At 39.3% G+C, this 17,245-nt stretch carries 24 protein-coding genes; 10 read left to right on the top strand and 14 right to left on the bottom strand.

Features of this window, described 5'->3' with window-relative positions:
* Positions 1-462: 462 nt before the first annotated feature.
* The 12 genes from spoVIF to HF078_RS02335 form a co-directional block, all read right to left on the bottom strand.
* Complete coding sequence (spoVIF, locus tag HF078_RS02390; RefSeq protein WP_010192912.1) at positions 463-723, bottom strand: sporulation-specific transcription regulator SpoVIF; 261 nt, start codon at positions 721-723, stop codon at positions 463-465.
* Positions 724-873: 150 nt separating this feature from the next.
* A complete protein-coding gene (locus HF078_RS02385; protein ID WP_010192910.1) occupies positions 874-1,014 on the bottom strand; it encodes a YjcZ family sporulation protein in 141 nt (46 codons plus the stop codon).
* A gap of 336 nt (positions 1,015-1,350) precedes the next feature.
* Positions 1,351-1,590, bottom strand: a complete 240-nt coding sequence (locus HF078_RS02380) for a hypothetical protein (protein WP_060666676.1) — start codon at positions 1,588-1,590, stop codon at positions 1,351-1,353.
* Between the two features lie 47 nt (positions 1,591-1,637).
* On the bottom strand, positions 1,638-2,498 hold the full coding sequence (locus HF078_RS02375; protein ID WP_169289702.1) for a YetF domain-containing protein: 861 nt from the start codon (positions 2,496-2,498) through the stop codon (positions 1,638-1,640).
* Positions 2,499-2,532: 34 nt separating this feature from the next.
* Positions 2,533-2,709 (bottom strand): hypothetical protein, encoded by a 177-nt coding sequence (locus HF078_RS02370; protein WP_169289701.1) that lies wholly within the window; start codon positions 2,707-2,709, stop codon positions 2,533-2,535.
* Positions 2,710-2,725: 16 nt separating this feature from the next.
* Positions 2,726-3,082: a stage V sporulation protein AE gene (gene spoVAE / locus HF078_RS02365; RefSeq protein ID WP_169289700.1), complete on the bottom strand. Its 357-nt coding sequence runs from the start codon at positions 3,080-3,082 to the stop codon at positions 2,726-2,728.
* Complete coding sequence (spoVAD, locus tag HF078_RS02360; protein WP_169289699.1) at positions 3,082-4,101, bottom strand: stage V sporulation protein AD; 1,020 nt, start codon at positions 4,099-4,101, stop codon at positions 3,082-3,084. The genes spoVAE and spoVAD overlap by 1 nt, the downstream gene beginning before the upstream one ends.
* Complete coding sequence (gene spoVAC / locus HF078_RS02355; RefSeq protein ID WP_148989524.1) at positions 4,101-4,577, bottom strand: stage V sporulation protein AC; 477 nt, start codon at positions 4,575-4,577, stop codon at positions 4,101-4,103. The genes spoVAD and spoVAC overlap by 1 nt, the downstream gene beginning before the upstream one ends.
* A gap of 13 nt (positions 4,578-4,590) precedes the next feature.
* On the bottom strand, positions 4,591-5,043 hold the full coding sequence (locus tag HF078_RS02350; protein ID WP_169289698.1) for a YhcN/YlaJ family sporulation lipoprotein: 453 nt from the start codon (positions 5,041-5,043) through the stop codon (positions 4,591-4,593).
* 110 nt (positions 5,044-5,153) lie between these two features.
* Complete coding sequence (locus HF078_RS02345) at positions 5,154-5,507, bottom strand: DUF1360 domain-containing protein (protein ID WP_277350500.1); 354 nt, start codon at positions 5,505-5,507, stop codon at positions 5,154-5,156.
* Positions 5,508-5,566: 59 nt separating this feature from the next.
* The gene (locus tag HF078_RS02340; protein WP_169289696.1) at positions 5,567-5,719 is read right to left on the bottom strand and encodes a hypothetical protein; all 153 of its coding nucleotides are present in this window, start codon (positions 5,717-5,719) and stop codon (positions 5,567-5,569) included.
* A 92-nt stretch (positions 5,720-5,811) separates the two neighbouring features.
* Positions 5,812-6,633, bottom strand: coding sequence for a coiled-coil domain-containing protein (locus tag HF078_RS02335; protein ID WP_169289695.1), 822 nt, complete (start codon positions 6,631-6,633; stop codon positions 5,812-5,814).
* Positions 6,634-6,810: 177 nt separating this feature from the next.
* Between HF078_RS02335 and HF078_RS02330 the strand changes: the two genes are divergently transcribed.
* Positions 6,811-7,551 (top strand): BMQ_0737 family morphogenetic spore coat protein, encoded by a 741-nt coding sequence (locus tag HF078_RS02330; RefSeq protein WP_169289694.1) that lies wholly within the window; start codon positions 6,811-6,813, stop codon positions 7,549-7,551.
* Positions 7,552-7,697: 146 nt separating this feature from the next.
* Entirely contained in the window at positions 7,698-8,447 is a 750-nt protein-coding gene (locus HF078_RS02325) for a hypothetical protein (RefSeq protein ID WP_169289693.1), read from the top strand.
* A 152-nt stretch (positions 8,448-8,599) separates the two neighbouring features.
* Here the strand turns inward: HF078_RS02325 and HF078_RS02320 are convergent, their stop codons facing one another.
* Positions 8,600-9,139, bottom strand: a complete 540-nt coding sequence (locus HF078_RS02320; RefSeq protein WP_169289692.1) for a hypothetical protein — start codon at positions 9,137-9,139, stop codon at positions 8,600-8,602.
* Between the two features lie 551 nt (positions 9,140-9,690).
* Here HF078_RS02320 and HF078_RS02315 point away from each other — a divergent pair.
* Together HF078_RS02315 and HF078_RS02310 are read left to right on the top strand one after the other, a co-directional pair.
* Positions 9,691-10,218, top strand: coding sequence for a hypothetical protein (locus tag HF078_RS02315; protein WP_169289691.1), 528 nt, complete (start codon positions 9,691-9,693; stop codon positions 10,216-10,218).
* 21 nt (positions 10,219-10,239) lie between these two features.
* Complete coding sequence (locus HF078_RS02310) at positions 10,240-10,449, top strand: hypothetical protein (RefSeq protein WP_169289690.1); 210 nt, start codon at positions 10,240-10,242, stop codon at positions 10,447-10,449.
* Between the two features lie 61 nt (positions 10,450-10,510).
* Here HF078_RS02310 and HF078_RS02305 read toward each other — a convergent pair whose 3' ends face one another.
* Positions 10,511-11,260 (bottom strand): glycosyltransferase family 2 protein, encoded by a 750-nt coding sequence (locus HF078_RS02305; RefSeq protein WP_169289689.1) that lies wholly within the window; start codon positions 11,258-11,260, stop codon positions 10,511-10,513.
* 84 nt (positions 11,261-11,344) lie between these two features.
* On the opposite strand from HF078_RS02305, the gene HF078_RS02300 reads away from it, so the two are divergent.
* From HF078_RS02300 to HF078_RS02275, 6 genes are all read left to right on the top strand, one after another.
* Positions 11,345-12,343 carry a glycosyltransferase family protein gene (locus HF078_RS02300; protein WP_169289688.1) on the top strand — a complete coding sequence of 333 codons (999 nt, stop codon included), beginning with the start codon at positions 11,345-11,347 and terminating at the stop codon, positions 12,341-12,343.
* Between the two features lie 24 nt (positions 12,344-12,367).
* On the top strand, positions 12,368-13,456 hold the full coding sequence (gene wecB, locus HF078_RS02295) for a non-hydrolyzing UDP-N-acetylglucosamine 2-epimerase (RefSeq protein ID WP_169289687.1): 1,089 nt from the start codon (positions 12,368-12,370) through the stop codon (positions 13,454-13,456).
* Positions 13,453-13,626 carry a hypothetical protein gene (locus HF078_RS02290; RefSeq protein ID WP_169289686.1) on the top strand — a complete coding sequence of 58 codons (174 nt, stop codon included), beginning with the start codon at positions 13,453-13,455 and terminating at the stop codon, positions 13,624-13,626. Before wecB ends, HF078_RS02290 begins: the two co-directional genes overlap by 4 nt.
* Entirely contained in the window at positions 13,595-14,587 is a 993-nt protein-coding gene (locus tag HF078_RS21150; protein ID WP_169289685.1) for a glycosyltransferase, read from the top strand. The genes HF078_RS02290 and HF078_RS21150 overlap by 32 nt, the downstream gene beginning before the upstream one ends.
* A gap of 92 nt (positions 14,588-14,679) precedes the next feature.
* On the top strand, positions 14,680-16,194 hold the full coding sequence (locus HF078_RS02280) for a glycosyltransferase (protein ID WP_169289684.1): 1,515 nt from the start codon (positions 14,680-14,682) through the stop codon (positions 16,192-16,194).
* Positions 16,191-17,195, top strand: a complete 1,005-nt coding sequence (locus HF078_RS02275) for a polysaccharide pyruvyl transferase family protein (RefSeq protein ID WP_169289683.1) — start codon at positions 16,191-16,193, stop codon at positions 17,193-17,195. Before HF078_RS02280 ends, HF078_RS02275 begins: the two co-directional genes overlap by 4 nt.
* The last annotated feature ends 50 nt before the right edge of the window (positions 17,196-17,245 follow it).

The raw sequence follows: 17,245 nt of genomic DNA, 5'->3' as shown, positions 1-17,245 counted from the left end.
AAACACCTCATCTTTAGATGAGGTGTTTTTTTATTAAGTTATGAGAATGTTTATATGAAAGAGTTTTTTATCTGTTGATTGTAGCAACAGGCGAAGACTCCTGAGGGATATAGCGGTAAGCGGTAGCTTGAGACCCCACAGGCGAAGCCGAGGGGGCGCAAGCACCGCCCCTAGGAAAGCGAAGCAATTTGCGGAACTCAACAGCCGTGTCTAACAGATTTTTATCGGAATTTTTATCAAGCTATGAAAATGTTTATATGAAAGAGTTTTTTAGCTATTGATTGGAGCAAAAGGCGAAGACTCCTGAGGGAGATAGCGGTAGCTTGAGACCCCACAGGCGAAGCCGAGGAGGCTCAAGCACCGCCCCTAGGAAAGCGAAGCCTTTTGCGGAAATTCACAGCGGCGGTTTACGCAACAAAAAAACATCTGCCCCATCCACAAACGTGGAAGGCAGATGTTTTTTTACTTCTTCTTCTCATTCAACATCTTCGAAATAGTCCCCATATCAACCGGCTTATTTCCATTAATCAATGTATTAACAATCTTATCTTCCAATTCCTTAGGTACCTTCTTATTCGCCAACGTCGCTACACGAGACACCAAATTACGTACCGTTTGCTCGTCTTTGAAATTTGCATTTTGCATCGAATTAGCAAGCTCAAATACGTCCTTCATACTTACGCCCGTTTTCTTCTCAATGCCTTTAAAAATATTATTATCCACCAAACATCCTCCTCTCGGATATATCACATTGTATGTGAGAGAGCCTATCGGTGTGCCACTAATAATTCATCACTCACTACTGTGGAGGTGGACGAAACAGAAAAGCACGGGGACATGTCCCGTACTTTCCATATTCCCACTAATTAATTATTAATAGAATTTAGATGCACCAACGATGATCAAAAGAATGAATAGAACAACGATTAGCACGAATGTGCCGCCTTGGTTGCCACAACCGTAACCGTAGCCAGCGCCACCTACACCATAAGGATAGCCTCCATAGTAACCCATAATCTCGCACCTCCTTAATGAAGATTCCCTATTACTATATGTACTTTTCAAAAAACGGTATGGGCGCTTTTACAGGCAATATGCAGTTTTACGGAATTTTTTTAAGTGAATGGGAAATTGGAGGGTCTGGAGGAGTGTATTGAGTTTAGTTTTGACATAATGTTTTTGACTTTCTACATTTCCCAAATGACTTTCTACATTTCCCGGTTTCAGTTCTACCGTTTACCCTGTAGCTTCTGCGTTTCTTACGTCACCTTCATCCGTTTAAAGAAAACCTTCTACCACTTTCAAAAAAAAACAAAAAAACGAAGGGATCTCCCTCCGCAACTACGAAACTCACTCTTCTTCATCCTCAAAATCAACGTCGACAGTACTCGCTTTCCCTTCCATCCACCGCTCCAAATTTCCAATATATTTATTCATCCTGGCTTCTAGCTGCTGCACATACATAAACCCTTCATCTGCAGTACTAATATTTATTTTCGCCTGTTTGCCAGCCTCAGTGATCCCTTCATCAACTTTCCACCGTTCAAAAAGAAACTTTAAATGTTCATCTCCAAAATCAAATTCACTCATGACTCTTCACCTCAAGCTATTATATGAACAAAAAAAGAGCCGGTAGCTTAACCCTTTAATAATGGGCGCAGCTCCCGGCTTACTTCTTCCAGACTTGTCATGGCACTCTGATAAAATGCGCGGTTTCCAGCTGAACTGGCAGTGACACTTAGAAACGAAAGATCAGAAATACATTTTTCAAGCGTCACAATTGTCAGCATCTTTTCTTTCACCTGAGCGGCTTTTATATGATCATTATATAAATCCACGCTCATTTCTCCCCAGGCATTCACTTGAGCGAGAAACACATTATCTAACAGAACATTCCGTTTCTCGAGCTCCGCATCCAGCCAAGCCCGGTTTAATCCAATTTGAGCAAGAGGTTCATCTAAGATTTCTCCGTCCATAATCACCGTTTGAGGCTCTATCTGCTTTGGAGCGTCAGCATGGAGATCTCCGTATGTAGCAGGTTGCTTTTCTTTTTTCAAAAGCACACTTAAATCACCATTTGACTCAAGCGTCGCAAACTCGATGTCATCCACGGAAAAAATATCCTTCTTACGTAGCTGCTCGAGAAATTCATCAATCGTGTACATTTCTTTCTTCAAATTATGTTCAAGGATCTTACCATCCCGAACAAAGACCGTAGCATTTCCTTCCACAATATCTCGGAACTTTTTATTCCGAAGAGAGATCTGTGAGATTACAAATGGGAAAAGGGACCAAACCAATATGCTTGTCACACCGTTCGTTAAATTCAGATCCCTATCCATCGACAATGTCCCGGCAATGTCTCCCACCGTAATGCCAACAATATACTCAAAAAAAGACAGCTTTGACAGCTGCTTCTTCCCCAAAAGCTTTGTTATCAAAAACAGCCCAATAATAATCGCAAAAGACCTTACAACAATCTCTATCCACTGCGGCACGAAACACACCTCCTTACTCACAGCTCTGAATTCATTATATCTCCTTAAGTTTTAAGTCAATGTTAGCAAGGAGGTCGTCGATTTTCATCATCGATTCATGATAGGTGTTTTGAGCGACGGGGTCACTCGCTTCCATCGCATAGACGTGAAGATTGTTTCGTATCATCTTCAAACTTGCCCGGTTATAAGAAAGCATCATTTTTTCATCCACCGCAAACTCCCCCTCCTTACCCTTTCGGTTTAAATAAAAGTGCACCGATAAATCCGAACACAATTGCGGCAGAAATACCAGAGCTTGTCACTTCAAACATCCCTGTCAACACACCGACAAGCCCGTGCTTTTGCGCCTCTTCCAATGCACCATGTACCAACGCATTACCAAAGCTGGTTATGGGAACCGTCGCCCCCGCTCCGGCAAATGCTATCAAAGGTTCATACAGACCCACGCCATCCAATACAGCACCTGCAACTACCAATGCACTCAAAGTATGGGCAGGAGTTAGTTTAAACACATCAAACATAATTTGACCAATCGTACAGATAAGCCCTCCTACAACAAACGCCCAGAAGAACGATAATAACATCAGCTGACACCCCCCGTCCCCATCTCAATGGACACTGCATGAGCAATACATGGAATCGATTCCTTTTGTTGAAAAGAAACCGGAGATAGTAATGCGCCTGTAGCTACTAGCAAAATTCGCTTGTATGTTCCTTTTTTCATTTCATTCAATAAATGTCCATATAAAACCACAGCCGAACAACCTGCTCCACTTCCCCCGGCCAGTACTGGTTGTCCCTCCTTATAAATCATCAAACCACAATCCTGATACTGCTCGTCACTTATCTGCAGCCCTTTTTCCCTCAATAGCTCCAGCGAAACCTCACGACCAATTTGTCCCAGGTCACCTGTTGCAATCAGATCATAATAGGATGGATCCCGGCCAGTATCTTTAAAATGCGCCTCAATCGTATCTACCGCAGCAGGAGCCATTGCGCCTCCCATGTTAAATGGATCCTTTAGCCCCATATTAATTACTTTGCCAATCGTAGCGGAAGTAACCTGAGGTCCTGTTCCAACATTGCTCACAAGTCCTACTCCAGCACCTGTTACGGTCCACTGTGCTGTTGGCGGTTTTTGACCACCATATTCTGTTGGATAACGAAATTGCTTCTCCACAGCCGCATTATGGCTGGAAGCACCCGTTAAACAGTACTTTGCCCCACCATAGTTCACCAGGAAACTAGCTAGCGCCAACCCTTCCATTGATGTAGAGCACGCCCCGAACACTCCAAGATACGGCACTTCCAAAGCCTCAGCCGCAAAATTGGAAGGGGTCATTTGATTAATTAAATCTCCTGCAAGCAAAAATTGAACATCAGAAAGTTCCAAACTTGCCTTCTTAAGTGCAGTTTCGCACGCTTCCTCCAGCAAAACCCGGTGTGCCTTTTCATAGCTATCCTGTTCTAGCCATAAGTCTTTATGCAGCAAATCAAAATCATTAGCAAGCAAACCATTCGCTTCAAAGGGGCCGCCAATAGCAGCACTCGAGGTGATGACAGGCTTATTGGCAAAAATCCATGATTGTTTTCCCTGTAGCATTAAAACCCTCCTAACGAAACCACAATTGTCTTCACCAATGCGACCACAAAGGCCGAGAATACGCCGAATAAAATAACGGACCCTGCCAATTTAAACATATTCGATCCTACTCCAAGCACGTAACCTTCAGTCTTATGTTCAATGCATGCGGAAATAACGGCATTCCCGAATCCTGTTACAGGAACCGCGCTTCCCGCCCCAGCAAACTGCGCAATCCGGTCATACACACCAAATCCTGTGAGCAACATCGCTATAAATATCATGGTAGCAACGGTAGGATTTCCTGCGGTTACTTCCGTAAAATTAAAAAAGTATATGTACATCAATTGAATGGCCTGACCAACAATGCAAAAGAGACCACCAACCAAAAAAGCGATGATGCAATTCTTCCATACCGGACGCTTTAACTCCAGGGTTTGTTCAAATTTCTGATAGGTCTTTTGTTCCGGTGTGAGTTGCTTATCTTTATTACTCATCTAATGACACCTCCTATGCTTTTTCTTCACGTAAAGTCTTCATTTTTTCGATACGCTTTTCCAGTTCTTTTTCTGAGATCTGCTTCTGCTCGACATCTCTTCTAAGCCTTTCAATCTCAAGGCGAATTTTTAAATCATGAGACACGACTACATTTTCGTCAGGAAATTCTTTTTCCAATGCCTTTTTCACTTTCTTCTCAATTTTTTCCGTGAAAAATTTCTGATATTGTGTCACATGAAAAGCAACCACCAACTCATCTTCCGTGTCGTAAGCCACAGCACCTTTGACCTCTTTAAAATCCTTGGCAATCTCTTCTGCCCGTTGTTCTTTGTCTGATTTCTCCTTTTGTTCGTTAGAAGTCCTCATAACAGTGTCCTCTACTCTTTCTTTGACCTCACCTTGCCCGCAGGCACCCAACAGGCCAACTGACACACTCAATAAAATCACAAACGCCAACGTTTTCATTTTTTCACCTCATTTTGCTTTGAAACTCTATCTCTTAATATTTATATCTGTCTTCGAAATTATGTATACAAAACTCCACTTAAAAAGGCCCTCCCTAAGGAGAGCCACATTTAATCAATGATTCTTGTCACGATACTCTCTAGAATCCCTGCCACACTAGCTGCAGCAAATATAATCAATACCGGCTTGCCAAGGAGAGGATAAAACGTTATCAAAAGAAATAAGCCCGTGGTTACCCAAACACCGGTACACCAGTAACAGCTGAGCAGCTCTCCCATCCAGCGTCTTAGCCCTTTTCCTTTAATAACGATATATTCCTCTATTTCTCCTTTTTCGTTCTTCTCCTCAATTTCTTCCATAAAAGGTTTCCGGATAAAACCCGCAATCTTATCCAGTACAAGGAGCCTAGTTAATCGGAAACTGGCAAGTCCAAGCAGAAAAAACCAAAACCAGCTTTCAAGCAAAAAAATTCCCCCTTTCATATTGATGATATGTATGAAAAAGGGAATTAGTAGTAATGAAGTTAATCTTCTCGAATAACTTTTGCTTTTTTACCGCAGCCACAACCGGAGGATTTCTTTTTCTTGTTTGATGAAGAGGAATTATTACTTGAAGAAATCACTTTCATCTGACCAGCTGTAGGTTTTGGTTGGCCTGAATAATGATAGTAGTTCATATGCAACCTCCAATTTGTTCGTAGTATAAGATACTTTATCTTATGCGCTTTCGACAAAAAGGTTTTCCGCATCTATCATCACTCGTATAGGCTTATGTGTTTTTTTTCACATTATTATAGAACCAAGATTGAATTCGCGGATCAGTCGCTTGAGCATGTTGAGCAGATTTCTTCTTTTCTAGACTGGAAACCTTCGTTGATTCATGAATGACTTGATCCCCCTTCTTCTCCAGTTCTACCACACACTCGTTCAATTTTTTCAAGTCATCTGTTAAAAGGGAGTTCTCATCGTGCAGTGATTTGACTTCCTCCTCTAATTCGGCAACCAGCTTGCGATAGGATTGATTCTCCGCTTCGAGCTGGTCATTGATATCTGCAATTCTTTGATATCCTTCATGCGCCTGACTAGAACTTTCAATCTTCACCAGCAACCCTTTTACCGTTTCCTTCACCATTTCGTATTCTTTCTCAAGATCCAAATTTATGGTACTTTGTTTCTCTAGCTCTCTTTTCAAATCCTCCAGCTCTTCCGTAAGCTCCTCATTTATCTCTATTGCTTTTAGATGCGCAGTTCGTTCTGACTCACATTGGTACTTAAGTTGATGCATTTCATTGCTAATGGTCATCAGTTTTCCCTGATGATCTTCTTTTTGCTTTGCAAGCTCTCCTTTATATTGTGCGATTTCCTTTTGAAGCTTGGTGAGCTTTTCGTTCCCTTTTTGCTCCAATAGTGCAAGTTGCTCTGTAAGCTGAATGATTTTCTCTTCATATTCATTTTTTTGTTTTTCTATATTTTTCAAGAGAGACTTACTATTAAGCCTTTCTACATATGCAGTAAGGCGCTTTACTTCTGCACCTAAATGAATGATTTTCTGCTGTAAGATAATTTTATCGTCGTTCTTAAAGCTTTTCATGCTTATCCCTCCCAAAAACTCTCCCTTTTAAAAGTAATTCCATTAGCTAGGAAAATATGACAATCTGATGCAAAAATAAAATTTGGGTCATTGTCTCGGCACACTTACCCTCCAAATTCATACTATACAGTAGTCCCGTAACCCAAATGGGTATTAAATGAATAGGAGGAGTTTTTAGTGAGTCATAAAGAAACTGAAAGAGTCTGCATTAAGGCTCGTAAAGTTTACGACTGGGTAACTCGTCAAATACAGGTTTCCCCTAAAAGTATATGTAACTCTGATTTAGAAGGAATTTTTGCATGCGATTGGGATCATGATGATGATGCAAACATTGCTGACCTTTTATGTGAAATAGATCCTAAGATTGGTCCTCTAGCAGTCGAATGTTACCTATCCGACGATCACGGTCGTAAAATTGATGTCATGGCAGCACACCACCACCGCCATCACAAAGGCTTTATCTGTAAAGAAATTGAGCAACCAGGTGGACGCCCGACTGTAGATGTAGAATTACCAGACGGCACAGAAATCGAATTACAACGCGTGAAAGTACTAATCAAAGGCTTTGTTACTGTTCAACTGGTAGACGGTAACGGACGCGTAAGATGCTGTTCCAAAGCACTACCTTTTGCAAGTGTTCAAACATTCCTACTATGTGCTCCTGAAGGCACAGAGCTAGATTGCCATGTAACATATTTTGAGTGCGACTCTAACCTAATCGCAACAGACGAATACTCTCAACTTGATGTTACCCTAGCACTTTGCTTAGACATCCAAATGGAAGCAGACGTAAAACTAGAAGTAGAAGCTAAAATCTGCCGCCCACGTGAGGAAATTATCGAAGGCTTAATCTGCCCTCCAAAACAATTTCCAGAACAATGTCCAGAAATCTTCCCAGCACATAGACGCCCAAGATAACTTTCACATACTAGATAAACACTTTTTAGAACAGCCAAAAGGATCGGAGTACCATCCGATGAATTTTGGCTGTTTTGCTTTTGTTCATAACGACGATTGTCCAGTACATAGGATGTTGTAAACGTATTTATGAGGAGTGTTGAAGGGTGGATCCAAATAGTGAGTTGTTTAGGGCTAAACAACAGGTGATTTATTATAAAGCGGAAATTGCAAAGTATAAAAATAGGATAAATGAGTTGGATAGGATAGTTGAGAAAGAAATTGTTAGGAATAAATATCTCCAAGAAAAAATTAGAAAATTGAATAGCGAAAAGATAGCTGTCTTCCAAGAGGAAATAAAAAGGCTACATAAAAAAGTATTAGAGTTGGAGGTGCAGTTGGAGGAAGAAAGAAATATACAGGATTTTAGTGGGAAAGCAGTTCCTGCAGTAGAGAGCATTAAAGAAGAAAAAGAAGACTTTTATAGCTACTTCAATTACTCGGTAATCATGCCACCAAAAGGAGAAGATACCATCAGTATTTATGGAAACTTCACGGTTGTAAATAATGGGGATGTCCCATTAGAAGACATGGTTGTGTGCTTTGAAGTTAAACCTGTCGGGGCCGTTTCCTTGTCAGCTAAAATAATGGATCCGAAGCTGTTAAATGGATCTGGTAGAGACAGGGATGATATAGAATGGGTGTGGGCCGCGGAGGATTGGCGGGAACGGATTATTAAGGATGGGGAATACTGGTTTAAACCACAAAATGAACTTAATAACTATTATGTACTGAACTTAGAATCTACTGGATCTATTATGGAACTAAACAATGATAGGATTTCAATAACAGGGACAATCTACAACAGCCAAAGTTTTTCAAAGAAAACACTAAACAAAATAAATATTAGTTTATAAAACAAATTATCCTATCTAGAGGAGAATGTGGAGGAAAGTTATTTTTGGGGTATATCTATCACACTTTAAATCTACTATCCTTTATTATTATATACATTATCGAAATATTTAAAAAAACCCAACCATATTCGGTTGGGCATTCACAAACAAAATTATTTGATTACTGTACCTGCGAAAGTGATAGGTCTTGATAGAATAACACTCGCAGTATATGCCTCAACAGTTAACACATAACTTACAGTTTCTTTTTTATTGCAGAAAACGTTACACAGGTCGTCACAATGTAAAACCGGGATCGCAAGGTAGTCACCATTTAGAGTAAGCAACGGAGTTTGGTAAATTGTTGTTCCACTTGTATTTAATGGTAGACCATCTCGTCTTTTAATTCTTACTACTGCCTGAGCAGTGGCATCTTCTCTCAAGTGTAAAATACCGTTTAATAATACTTCTGCATCTTTTTTCAAGTGTTCAAAAGTGATCGATGCAATTGCAGTTTCCTGTCCAACAGCAATAGTTTGCTCAGTATTAGCAGGAGTTGTGAGATCTGCGAGAGCCGGAAGTTCAACATCACATTCAAAATCTACCACAGTTTTCTTGAAACAATCATCTTTCTTACGGTCATCCTTCTTAAAGTCCTTCTTGCAAAAATCATCATCTTCGCATCTGTGTTTCTTTTGGTAATAGAAACTCATATTTACTTCCTCCTTGGAATTTTAAATTTTGGTGGTATTTTCATACCTCTCGCTTATAGTATATTGTGGTGAACAGGGGTTGTATCAGCGTTTGTCCATGGGCGATGATACATTTTAGTAGGGAATGTGAATATGGGTTCATAGATTAGGTAGATGTCATAAACGTTGACCTATCAAGGATTCTAGGTTCTTTCCTCCCTACCATTTACCCACTTAAACTAGAACTCTCTAACCTAGTAATTACTAGGAAAACGTCTATCAATTAAAAGTAACATTGCCACGTTTTCTTTTTCTTCTCCTGCTTTTTCTTTCTTTTTTCAATCAATTCTTCTGCTATTAGTTTCTTCTCACCCATTACACGCACAGCTTTCATCCCTTCTCACTCCTTTCTTCTTGTCTATTTTCAAATTATTCAGCTTGTGGCTGAAACGTTTGTACTTGTTTATCTTTATTGAAAAAAGGGCATCTGCACACGGACACATTACTCAAATGCTGAATAGATTAGTAAATGAGTTTAAGTACCATTTTTTAACAAAAAGGGAGGCTTTATCATGGGAGTAGTATATGTTGAAGGTTCATATGAGGGTTGCGGCTGTTTTAGATGTTCCACCAGAAAACCTTGCTCTTCAAGGAGAAATGACAATTGTAATTCAAATCCAACTATCCGTTCTCTGGAAGAGAGAATTGAACGGTTAGAGGCGGCTGTTGCACAAAACACACAACAAATTGCCCAGATCAACAGTTCAACAGGAGCGAGATTTGCAACTTTAGAGGCGGCTGTTGCACGTAACACTGAACAAATTGCGGAGAACAACCGTTCATCAGAAGCGAGGTTTACAGAGTTAGAGGCATCAGTAGAACTCAACACTCGACGAATTGAAGCTATTGAAAATGGTAACCTCACACCAGCTGAAGTGAGAGCGTTTTTTGAAGCAAACGAGGGCAGGGTTGTGACAGTTGGCACTACTTTCGGAACAGTGACGGGAAGGGTTACTGTAGCAGGTACCGATGTAGCAGAAATTCTTACTGCTGAGGGTGACGTTGTCATTACTCCATATAGAAGTGTCGAAACAGTATAAAGGTAGAATGGAGGAACGAACATGAATTTTCCAGAATCATTATCTAAGTATGTTAACGAAACAGTGGAAGTCTATCTTCCCAACCAAACTCCAGTTGGCCGGCTAGACTCCGTAAACGGAAATTCCATCGTAGTTGAAGTGCGAAACGGCTCCTATGTAACACCATCTGAATTTGTCACCATTTTCCTTGACAATGTAGAAGGCGTCCGCGTCGTAAACGAAGTTAATTAACAAACAGTTCAATGGAGACGATAAAACGTATATCGTCTCCTAAGTGTAATAATAACTTCATTTAGATTGATAATTCCACTCTTACCCAGTCTCTCCACTTTTCAAATACCTCTCTTTGTTGTGCAGACACACTTCCTCTTCTTAATCTTCTATGATATAAAAGTTTATCAATATGCGCTACCTTTCCTTGTTTACTTATTGCACACAAAATATATACATCTTCAAACAATCTACTTTGGTAAATATCCTTCGTGTGCCAACCACCGATTTTTCGTAAGAGATCTATCTGATAAATTCGTGGAGCGAGCGGGTAGGCACTTTCTAAATAAACGGACGCGGTGAAGTTAGGCAGCCCTTTGATTACCTTAGAAAAGGAGAGCTTCTTATCGCGGAGATGTTCCCTCCATTCCGCGTAGTTTCCATAGTACGCCGCTACCCCAGTCTCTACGACTTCATCTAGAACGAGTAGGGCATTTTTCTCTAACCAATCATCAGAATCAAGCTCGACTAGCCATGTACCTTTTGCTGCATGCAACGCAATATTCAAACAATATGCCTTACCCCTATTTTGCTCTAGGGAAATGATGTGAACAGCGGGAGAGTTTTTATATGGGGCGAGTATTTCTAACGTATCGTCAGTGGATCCATCATTGATGATGATCAATTCCCAATTAGACACTTCTTGGTTCATCACACTTTCTATTGCTTTGCGTATGTATTCCGCATTATTATACGTGCAGATTACGATGCTAAAAGTTGTACTGTTATTTTTTTCCTTAAAATACTTAAAATGTATGTTTTCTCTGTGCAAATGCCTACACCCCCTTCTCCCTAGTACATACATTATATAGACTATGTTCACTAATGAACTTGTAGAAGCTGGAAAAGAGGAATCATGATGGACATCATAATTTTCCCACCTACCATTGACTGGACATTCATGAAGCAGCGCCCACAACAATTGATGACCAAATTCGCCCAAAAAGGTTATTGTGTTTTTTATTGTAACAAGACACAAAAAGAGCAAGACATGGAATTTCTCTCTCCTAACCTTTATCTCGTTCATCATCACCAACAATGGATAACAGAAATCCTTCCCCTCTTTAGACAAACAGGGAAAAGCCGTGTTGGAGTATGGTGTTCCTGGCCTATGCTAGCTGATACATTGGATGTTTATCAGGCAGATTGGGTGATCTACGACTGTGTAGATGACTTTGCGATAGCGTTGCAGTACGAAAAAGCGATGATTGATAAGGCTGATGCTATCACCTGCACGGCGGATCGGATAAAAGATCGCTTAGTTAAAATGTATCCCTATAAAACAATTACTCTTATTCCCAATGCCTATGACGACAGTATGGGACTGCATCTAAAAAGTTCCAAAGGGACAAAAGAAAATAACATTATCGGTTATATAGGAGCCTGGGCACCATGGGTGGATGATGCGTTGATACGTAAGCTTGCATATGCCCTCCCTACAATCCAAATAGTCCTAATTGGTATTGAATTTGATAAAAAATTCCGTTTGCACGATATTCCTAACATTACTTATTTGGGGCATCTCCCTCACGACCAGTTGGCTTTGCATCTTTCTACTTTTTCGGTATGCCTTATTCCATTTAAGGTAAATTCTATTACTCTTGCAACCAATCCCGTCAAAATGTATGAATATCTTGCCACCGGAAAGCCCGTTGTTTCTACCAACCTTCCTGAGTGTAGAAAGTATGAAGAAGTTATCTCCATCGCTTCAAGTCACTTAGATTTCATTGCGAAAGTAAAAAACTACCTAGAAACACCAGGCGATGAAACCCTTCGTAGACATATTGCACTTTCCAACACGTGGGAACATCGATGCAATAGCATCCTTTCATTAATAGATAACATCTCTAACTAATCCAATGGAGAGGACTAAAGCGTTATGAGAATAGCTATCATTGTCGGCACCAGGCCTGAATTGATAAAAATGGCCGTCTTGATCAAGGAACTAAAAAAGCGAAATTCCGCTCATCTATTTATACATTCCGGCCAACACTACGATTACTTTATGGATGGGATGGTCCTAGATCTATTTTCGCTCCCTAAGCCAGATTATCATCTTAATGTAGGTTCTGGCACACATGGTGAAACAACGGCCAAGATTATGGTAAAGATGGAGGAAATCATTATTAAAGATAAAATTGATCTCGTTGTCGTGCATGGGGATACCAATACGACACTAGCTGCAAGCCTTGCTGCCTGTAAAACGGATGCCAAGATTGCTCATGTGGAAGCTGGGTTAAGAAGCTATGACAGAACCATGCCAGAAGAAACGAATCGAGTTCTTGTTGATCACCTCTCTGATTACCTTTTCTGCCCTACCGAAGGAGCCGTTCAAAATTTAAAAAAGGAAGGCATAAACAAAGGAATCCATCTTGTTGGCCAGTCCATTGTCGACGCCGTTACCTATATATCAGAGGGAGTACCACCAAGTATTCTCGATAAACATTCCTTACAATCAAAAGGCTATCTGTTTGTCACATGCCACCGTCAGGAGAACACGGATAACAAGAAGCGCTTAAACGGAATAATCGAAGCCATAAAGCAGCTTGCCAATCACACATCCGATAAAGTCGTGTGGGCGCTTCACCCTCGAACAAAGAAAATACTCATAAACAATAACATGCTAGACCCTTTAATCCATCATCCAAACATTCTCGTACTAGATCCCCCACCAAATTTCCATGAAACCATACACCTACAACAACATGCCAAAATGGTGTTAACAGATAGCGGAGGTTTGCAAGAAGAATCCTGTATTCTAGGGACACCATGTATTACCTTACGGGAAAACACCGAACGCCCTGAGACAGTGGAATGTGGAGCCAATACACTAGCTGGTTATGATACTTTCAAGATAATCCATTCTGTGGAAAGGGTATCAACAACTTCCCCTAATTGGAGTCACCCTTATGGAACGGCTGGTATCAGTGCAAAAATTATCGACATCATGCTAGGGGGATCAACATGAAATTATTCACCTATGGATTTTATGGAGCAGGAAATGCTGGAGATGACGCCATCCTTGAAGCGGTAAGTGTTCGTTCGAATATAGTCCTGATCAATATATGTTCGAAAACTGTTCCATATCGTAAGGAGGGGAATTTCAGTGAACATCCTTATTTATCCTCCAACCATTGATTGGGGTTTTATGAAGCAAAGACCTCAACAGTTAATGCAGAATTTTGCGAAACAAGGATACACGGTATTCTACTGTAATAAGACTCAACAAGATCGGGAAATAGAAGAAATTGCACCAAACCTATATTTAGTTCATCATCATGACAACTGGTTAAATGATACATTACCGAACGTCAGAAAAGAGAAAGGTTGCAAAGTGGGTGTTTGGTGCTCATGGGCAATGTTAGCAAAGGAATTAAAAGTATATAAAGCTGATTGGATCATCTATGATTGTGTGGATGAATTTGCTGATTGGATTAAATACGAGAAAGAAATGATCGAGATTGCCGATGCAGTATCGTGTACTGCAGAAAGACTATACTTTCGTCTAAAAAAAGAATACCCTCATAAAAAAATCGACTTGATTCGTAATGCCTATGACGAGTCTATGGGTCTCCATATTCCATCACGGCATAGTTTGCCGCCTAAAAAAATAATAGGCTATATAGGGGCATGGGCTCCCTGGGTAGATGATCATTTAATCATAAGGCTTGCACATGAATTTAAAGATTGTGAAATCAAGATTATAGGAGTGGAATTTGGTAAAAAGTTCTCTTTAGATCATTTGCCAAATGTAACGTTCTTAGGCCACCTTCCCCACCATGAACTAGCATCCCATTTGAAACAGATGGCGATTTGTATTATCCCTTTTAAGCTAACTTCTGTTACGTTAGCCACAAATCCAGTAAAGATGTATGAATATTTGGCTACAGGCAAACCAGTCGTATCCACAGCGTTACCTGAATGTTTATTGGTTAAAGATTTGGTTGATGTCGGAAGAAGTTACTCAGAATTTATTTCAAAAGTACATTCTCGATTAAAAGATCCAGGTGACAGCTCCATACGAAAAAAATATGCACTCTCCAATACTTGGAGCCATCGTGTAAATCAAGCAATCACTCTAATTAACAACCTCCATTAATCATAAAAGTAGACTGGACACACCCGTAAGGAAAAAATGGAATTAGTAAAAGAGTTTTAGAGATTGTTTAAATTAACTATCAGAGGTGAACTATGACTATTATTATTTATCCACCTACAATCGACTGGTCTTATATGAGGCAACGTCCTCAACATATAATGAGTCAGTTTGCTAAAGACCATCACACTGTCCTTTATCTTAATAAGGAAAATCAACCTGGTAAAGTTTGGAGTGAAGTAGAAAATAACTTATTTACCATTAACCATGCCCAATTCTTTATAGATAAAATAGTACCTAAGTTAGAGGAAGAGAAACTATATTGGACATCGTGGAGCAAAAAAATACCATTTGCTAAAGCATGTCATGCAGACTTTCTTGTTTACGATTGTGTAGATGACTTCCCAGATTGGGATGATGATGAAAAAAGATGGATCCATGAAGTAGATACCATTGTTTGTACCGCCATGAACTTGAAGGAGAAAATGAAGAAGATTGCACCAGAAACGCCTGTTACGCTCGTTCCTAATGGATGTGATTGGGAATTTTTCAATAAATTTCAATCTATTCATGCCGACATGTTGGAAGGTGTCCCTTCTTCAAAAGGACCGAAAATTGGCTATATCGGTGCGTGGGCCGAATGGGTAGATAAAGAAATCATTTCTAAATTAGCCGACACCTATTCAAATGGTCAAATTATTATCATAGGTCCTATGTTAACTTCTGACATAGTAAATAAAACTAATGTTTATTATCTTGGATATAGAGATTATAGTAATCTTCCAGCTATACTTGCTTACTTTGATATTTGTATTATCCCATTTAAACTAAATAGAATTACGGAAAGTACAAACCCCATTAAGGTTTATGAATATTTAGCTGCAGGAAAACCTGTTGTATCTACTAATCTCCCAGAAGTGAAGAAAATGGTACCTTTTGTAGATGTTGCAGATACACATCATCAATTTCTTTCGGATATTGCCAAAGCACTTGTGTATAAGAGAAACCCCTCTTACTTATCACAATATGCTAAACAATTTAGTTGGGAAGAACGGTATAAAACCATTCAACAATCATTGGTAAATTATTTTCCAGCCATTAGAAAGCGCGGTGAAACCCATCAACTATTAACTTCTATTTCCTATCATCATGATACGTTTACATTAGCACACTGCACTACCAATTCCTATTACCCCAACACTAATCTTAAACACGACCCTCCATTCATCGGGAAAAAACCACAGGGTGAGTACCAATGTTTCTTGAAATCTCCAAAAGAAAATATAGATTTAAGAAGTGACCATATTTATTTGGACTTTGATATCGAATCAACTCAATCTTTTACCACCATACATGTAGAAATTAATTATACCCTTAATGATATAAATATCGACAAGCTAACATATTCCACTAAACTTGACCTTCATTCCTTTAAAAACTACGACTTTCAAGAATCCATTAACTACACATACTCGGTAGACATTACGGAGTTAGTTAAGAAATTAGGAGCTATTCCTAGCTTTCAATTAAAAAGTAAAAATAATGCTCATATAAGACTAAATAACCCTCGGCTTTCCATATTTAATAGAACAGATGAGGTGAGGAAATGAAAATAGGTATTGCTGGTTATTATGGTCAAGGAAATTTTGGGGATGAACTATTTCTTGAAACATTCAAACAAGTCTTTCATGAACATACTGTATATCCAATTGTTAAGCATATAGATTATTTCTCTTCTGACTCTGTCATCGTAGGAGGAGGAGACCTAATCATTCCTTACTCTTATAACGACAGTTACTTTCCAAAAGGTTTAATAAAACTTCCAACCTGGGTTTACGGCGTTGGAATTGTTGACTTCTATCCTCCTGAAACATGGCCAAAAGAGGAAGTTGAAAAGTATCGTGAAGTTATTACACATGCAAAAGGATTATATGTAAGAGATTCAAACTCTGTAAGGCTTGCTGAACATATAAAACTGAATGCCAATATCAAAAAAGTTCCAGATATTGCTTTTAGTTATAAGCAACCAAATTATCCGATTATTAAAAATCCAAATAAAAAAACTATCGGTGTCTGCAGCTTCTCCTATGATGAATTCCCTTTAGAAAAAATAGCTAAAATTCTTTCTACATTATCCCCTAACGAATATACCCTTTCTCTAATAGCTGTAGTGGACGTTCGAAACAGATTCTCCGATCTCAATACTTGTTTAAAGTTAAAGGAAGCAATTTTACAACTTAATCCTAACGCTGATATTGTCATCAAGAATTATCAATACTTGGACGTAACATATAGTCATATACAGAACTTGGATTATTTAGTTTCCTTTAAACTTCATCCTTCTTTAGTAGGTATTAGAAATAATGTCCCTACATTTTGTCTAAGTAGATTAAGCAAAGTAAAAAGCCTCCTCCAGGCCTTTGATTTAGAGGATTTCTTTTGTGATTACCTAGAGGAAGAAGCCGTTTTACAAACCAAACTTGAATATGTACTAAAAAATGGTGATAAGAGAATGCTACAAATTGCTCACAAAATAAAAGAAATGGAACAATTAAGTGATATATCGCTTACTTCTTTGAAAAAAGAAATAGAAAATCTTCATCATTCCTAAGAGTAGTTATGTAAAATTAAATAGTCTGTTGTCTTTTGAGGACAACAGAC

The sequence above is a fragment of the Bacillus sp. RO2 genome, from assembly GCF_012911845.1.
Lineage (GTDB): Bacteria > Bacillota > Bacilli > Bacillales > Bacillaceae_I > Sutcliffiella_A.
This window is presented reverse-complemented; position numbering and strand designations above follow the sequence as displayed.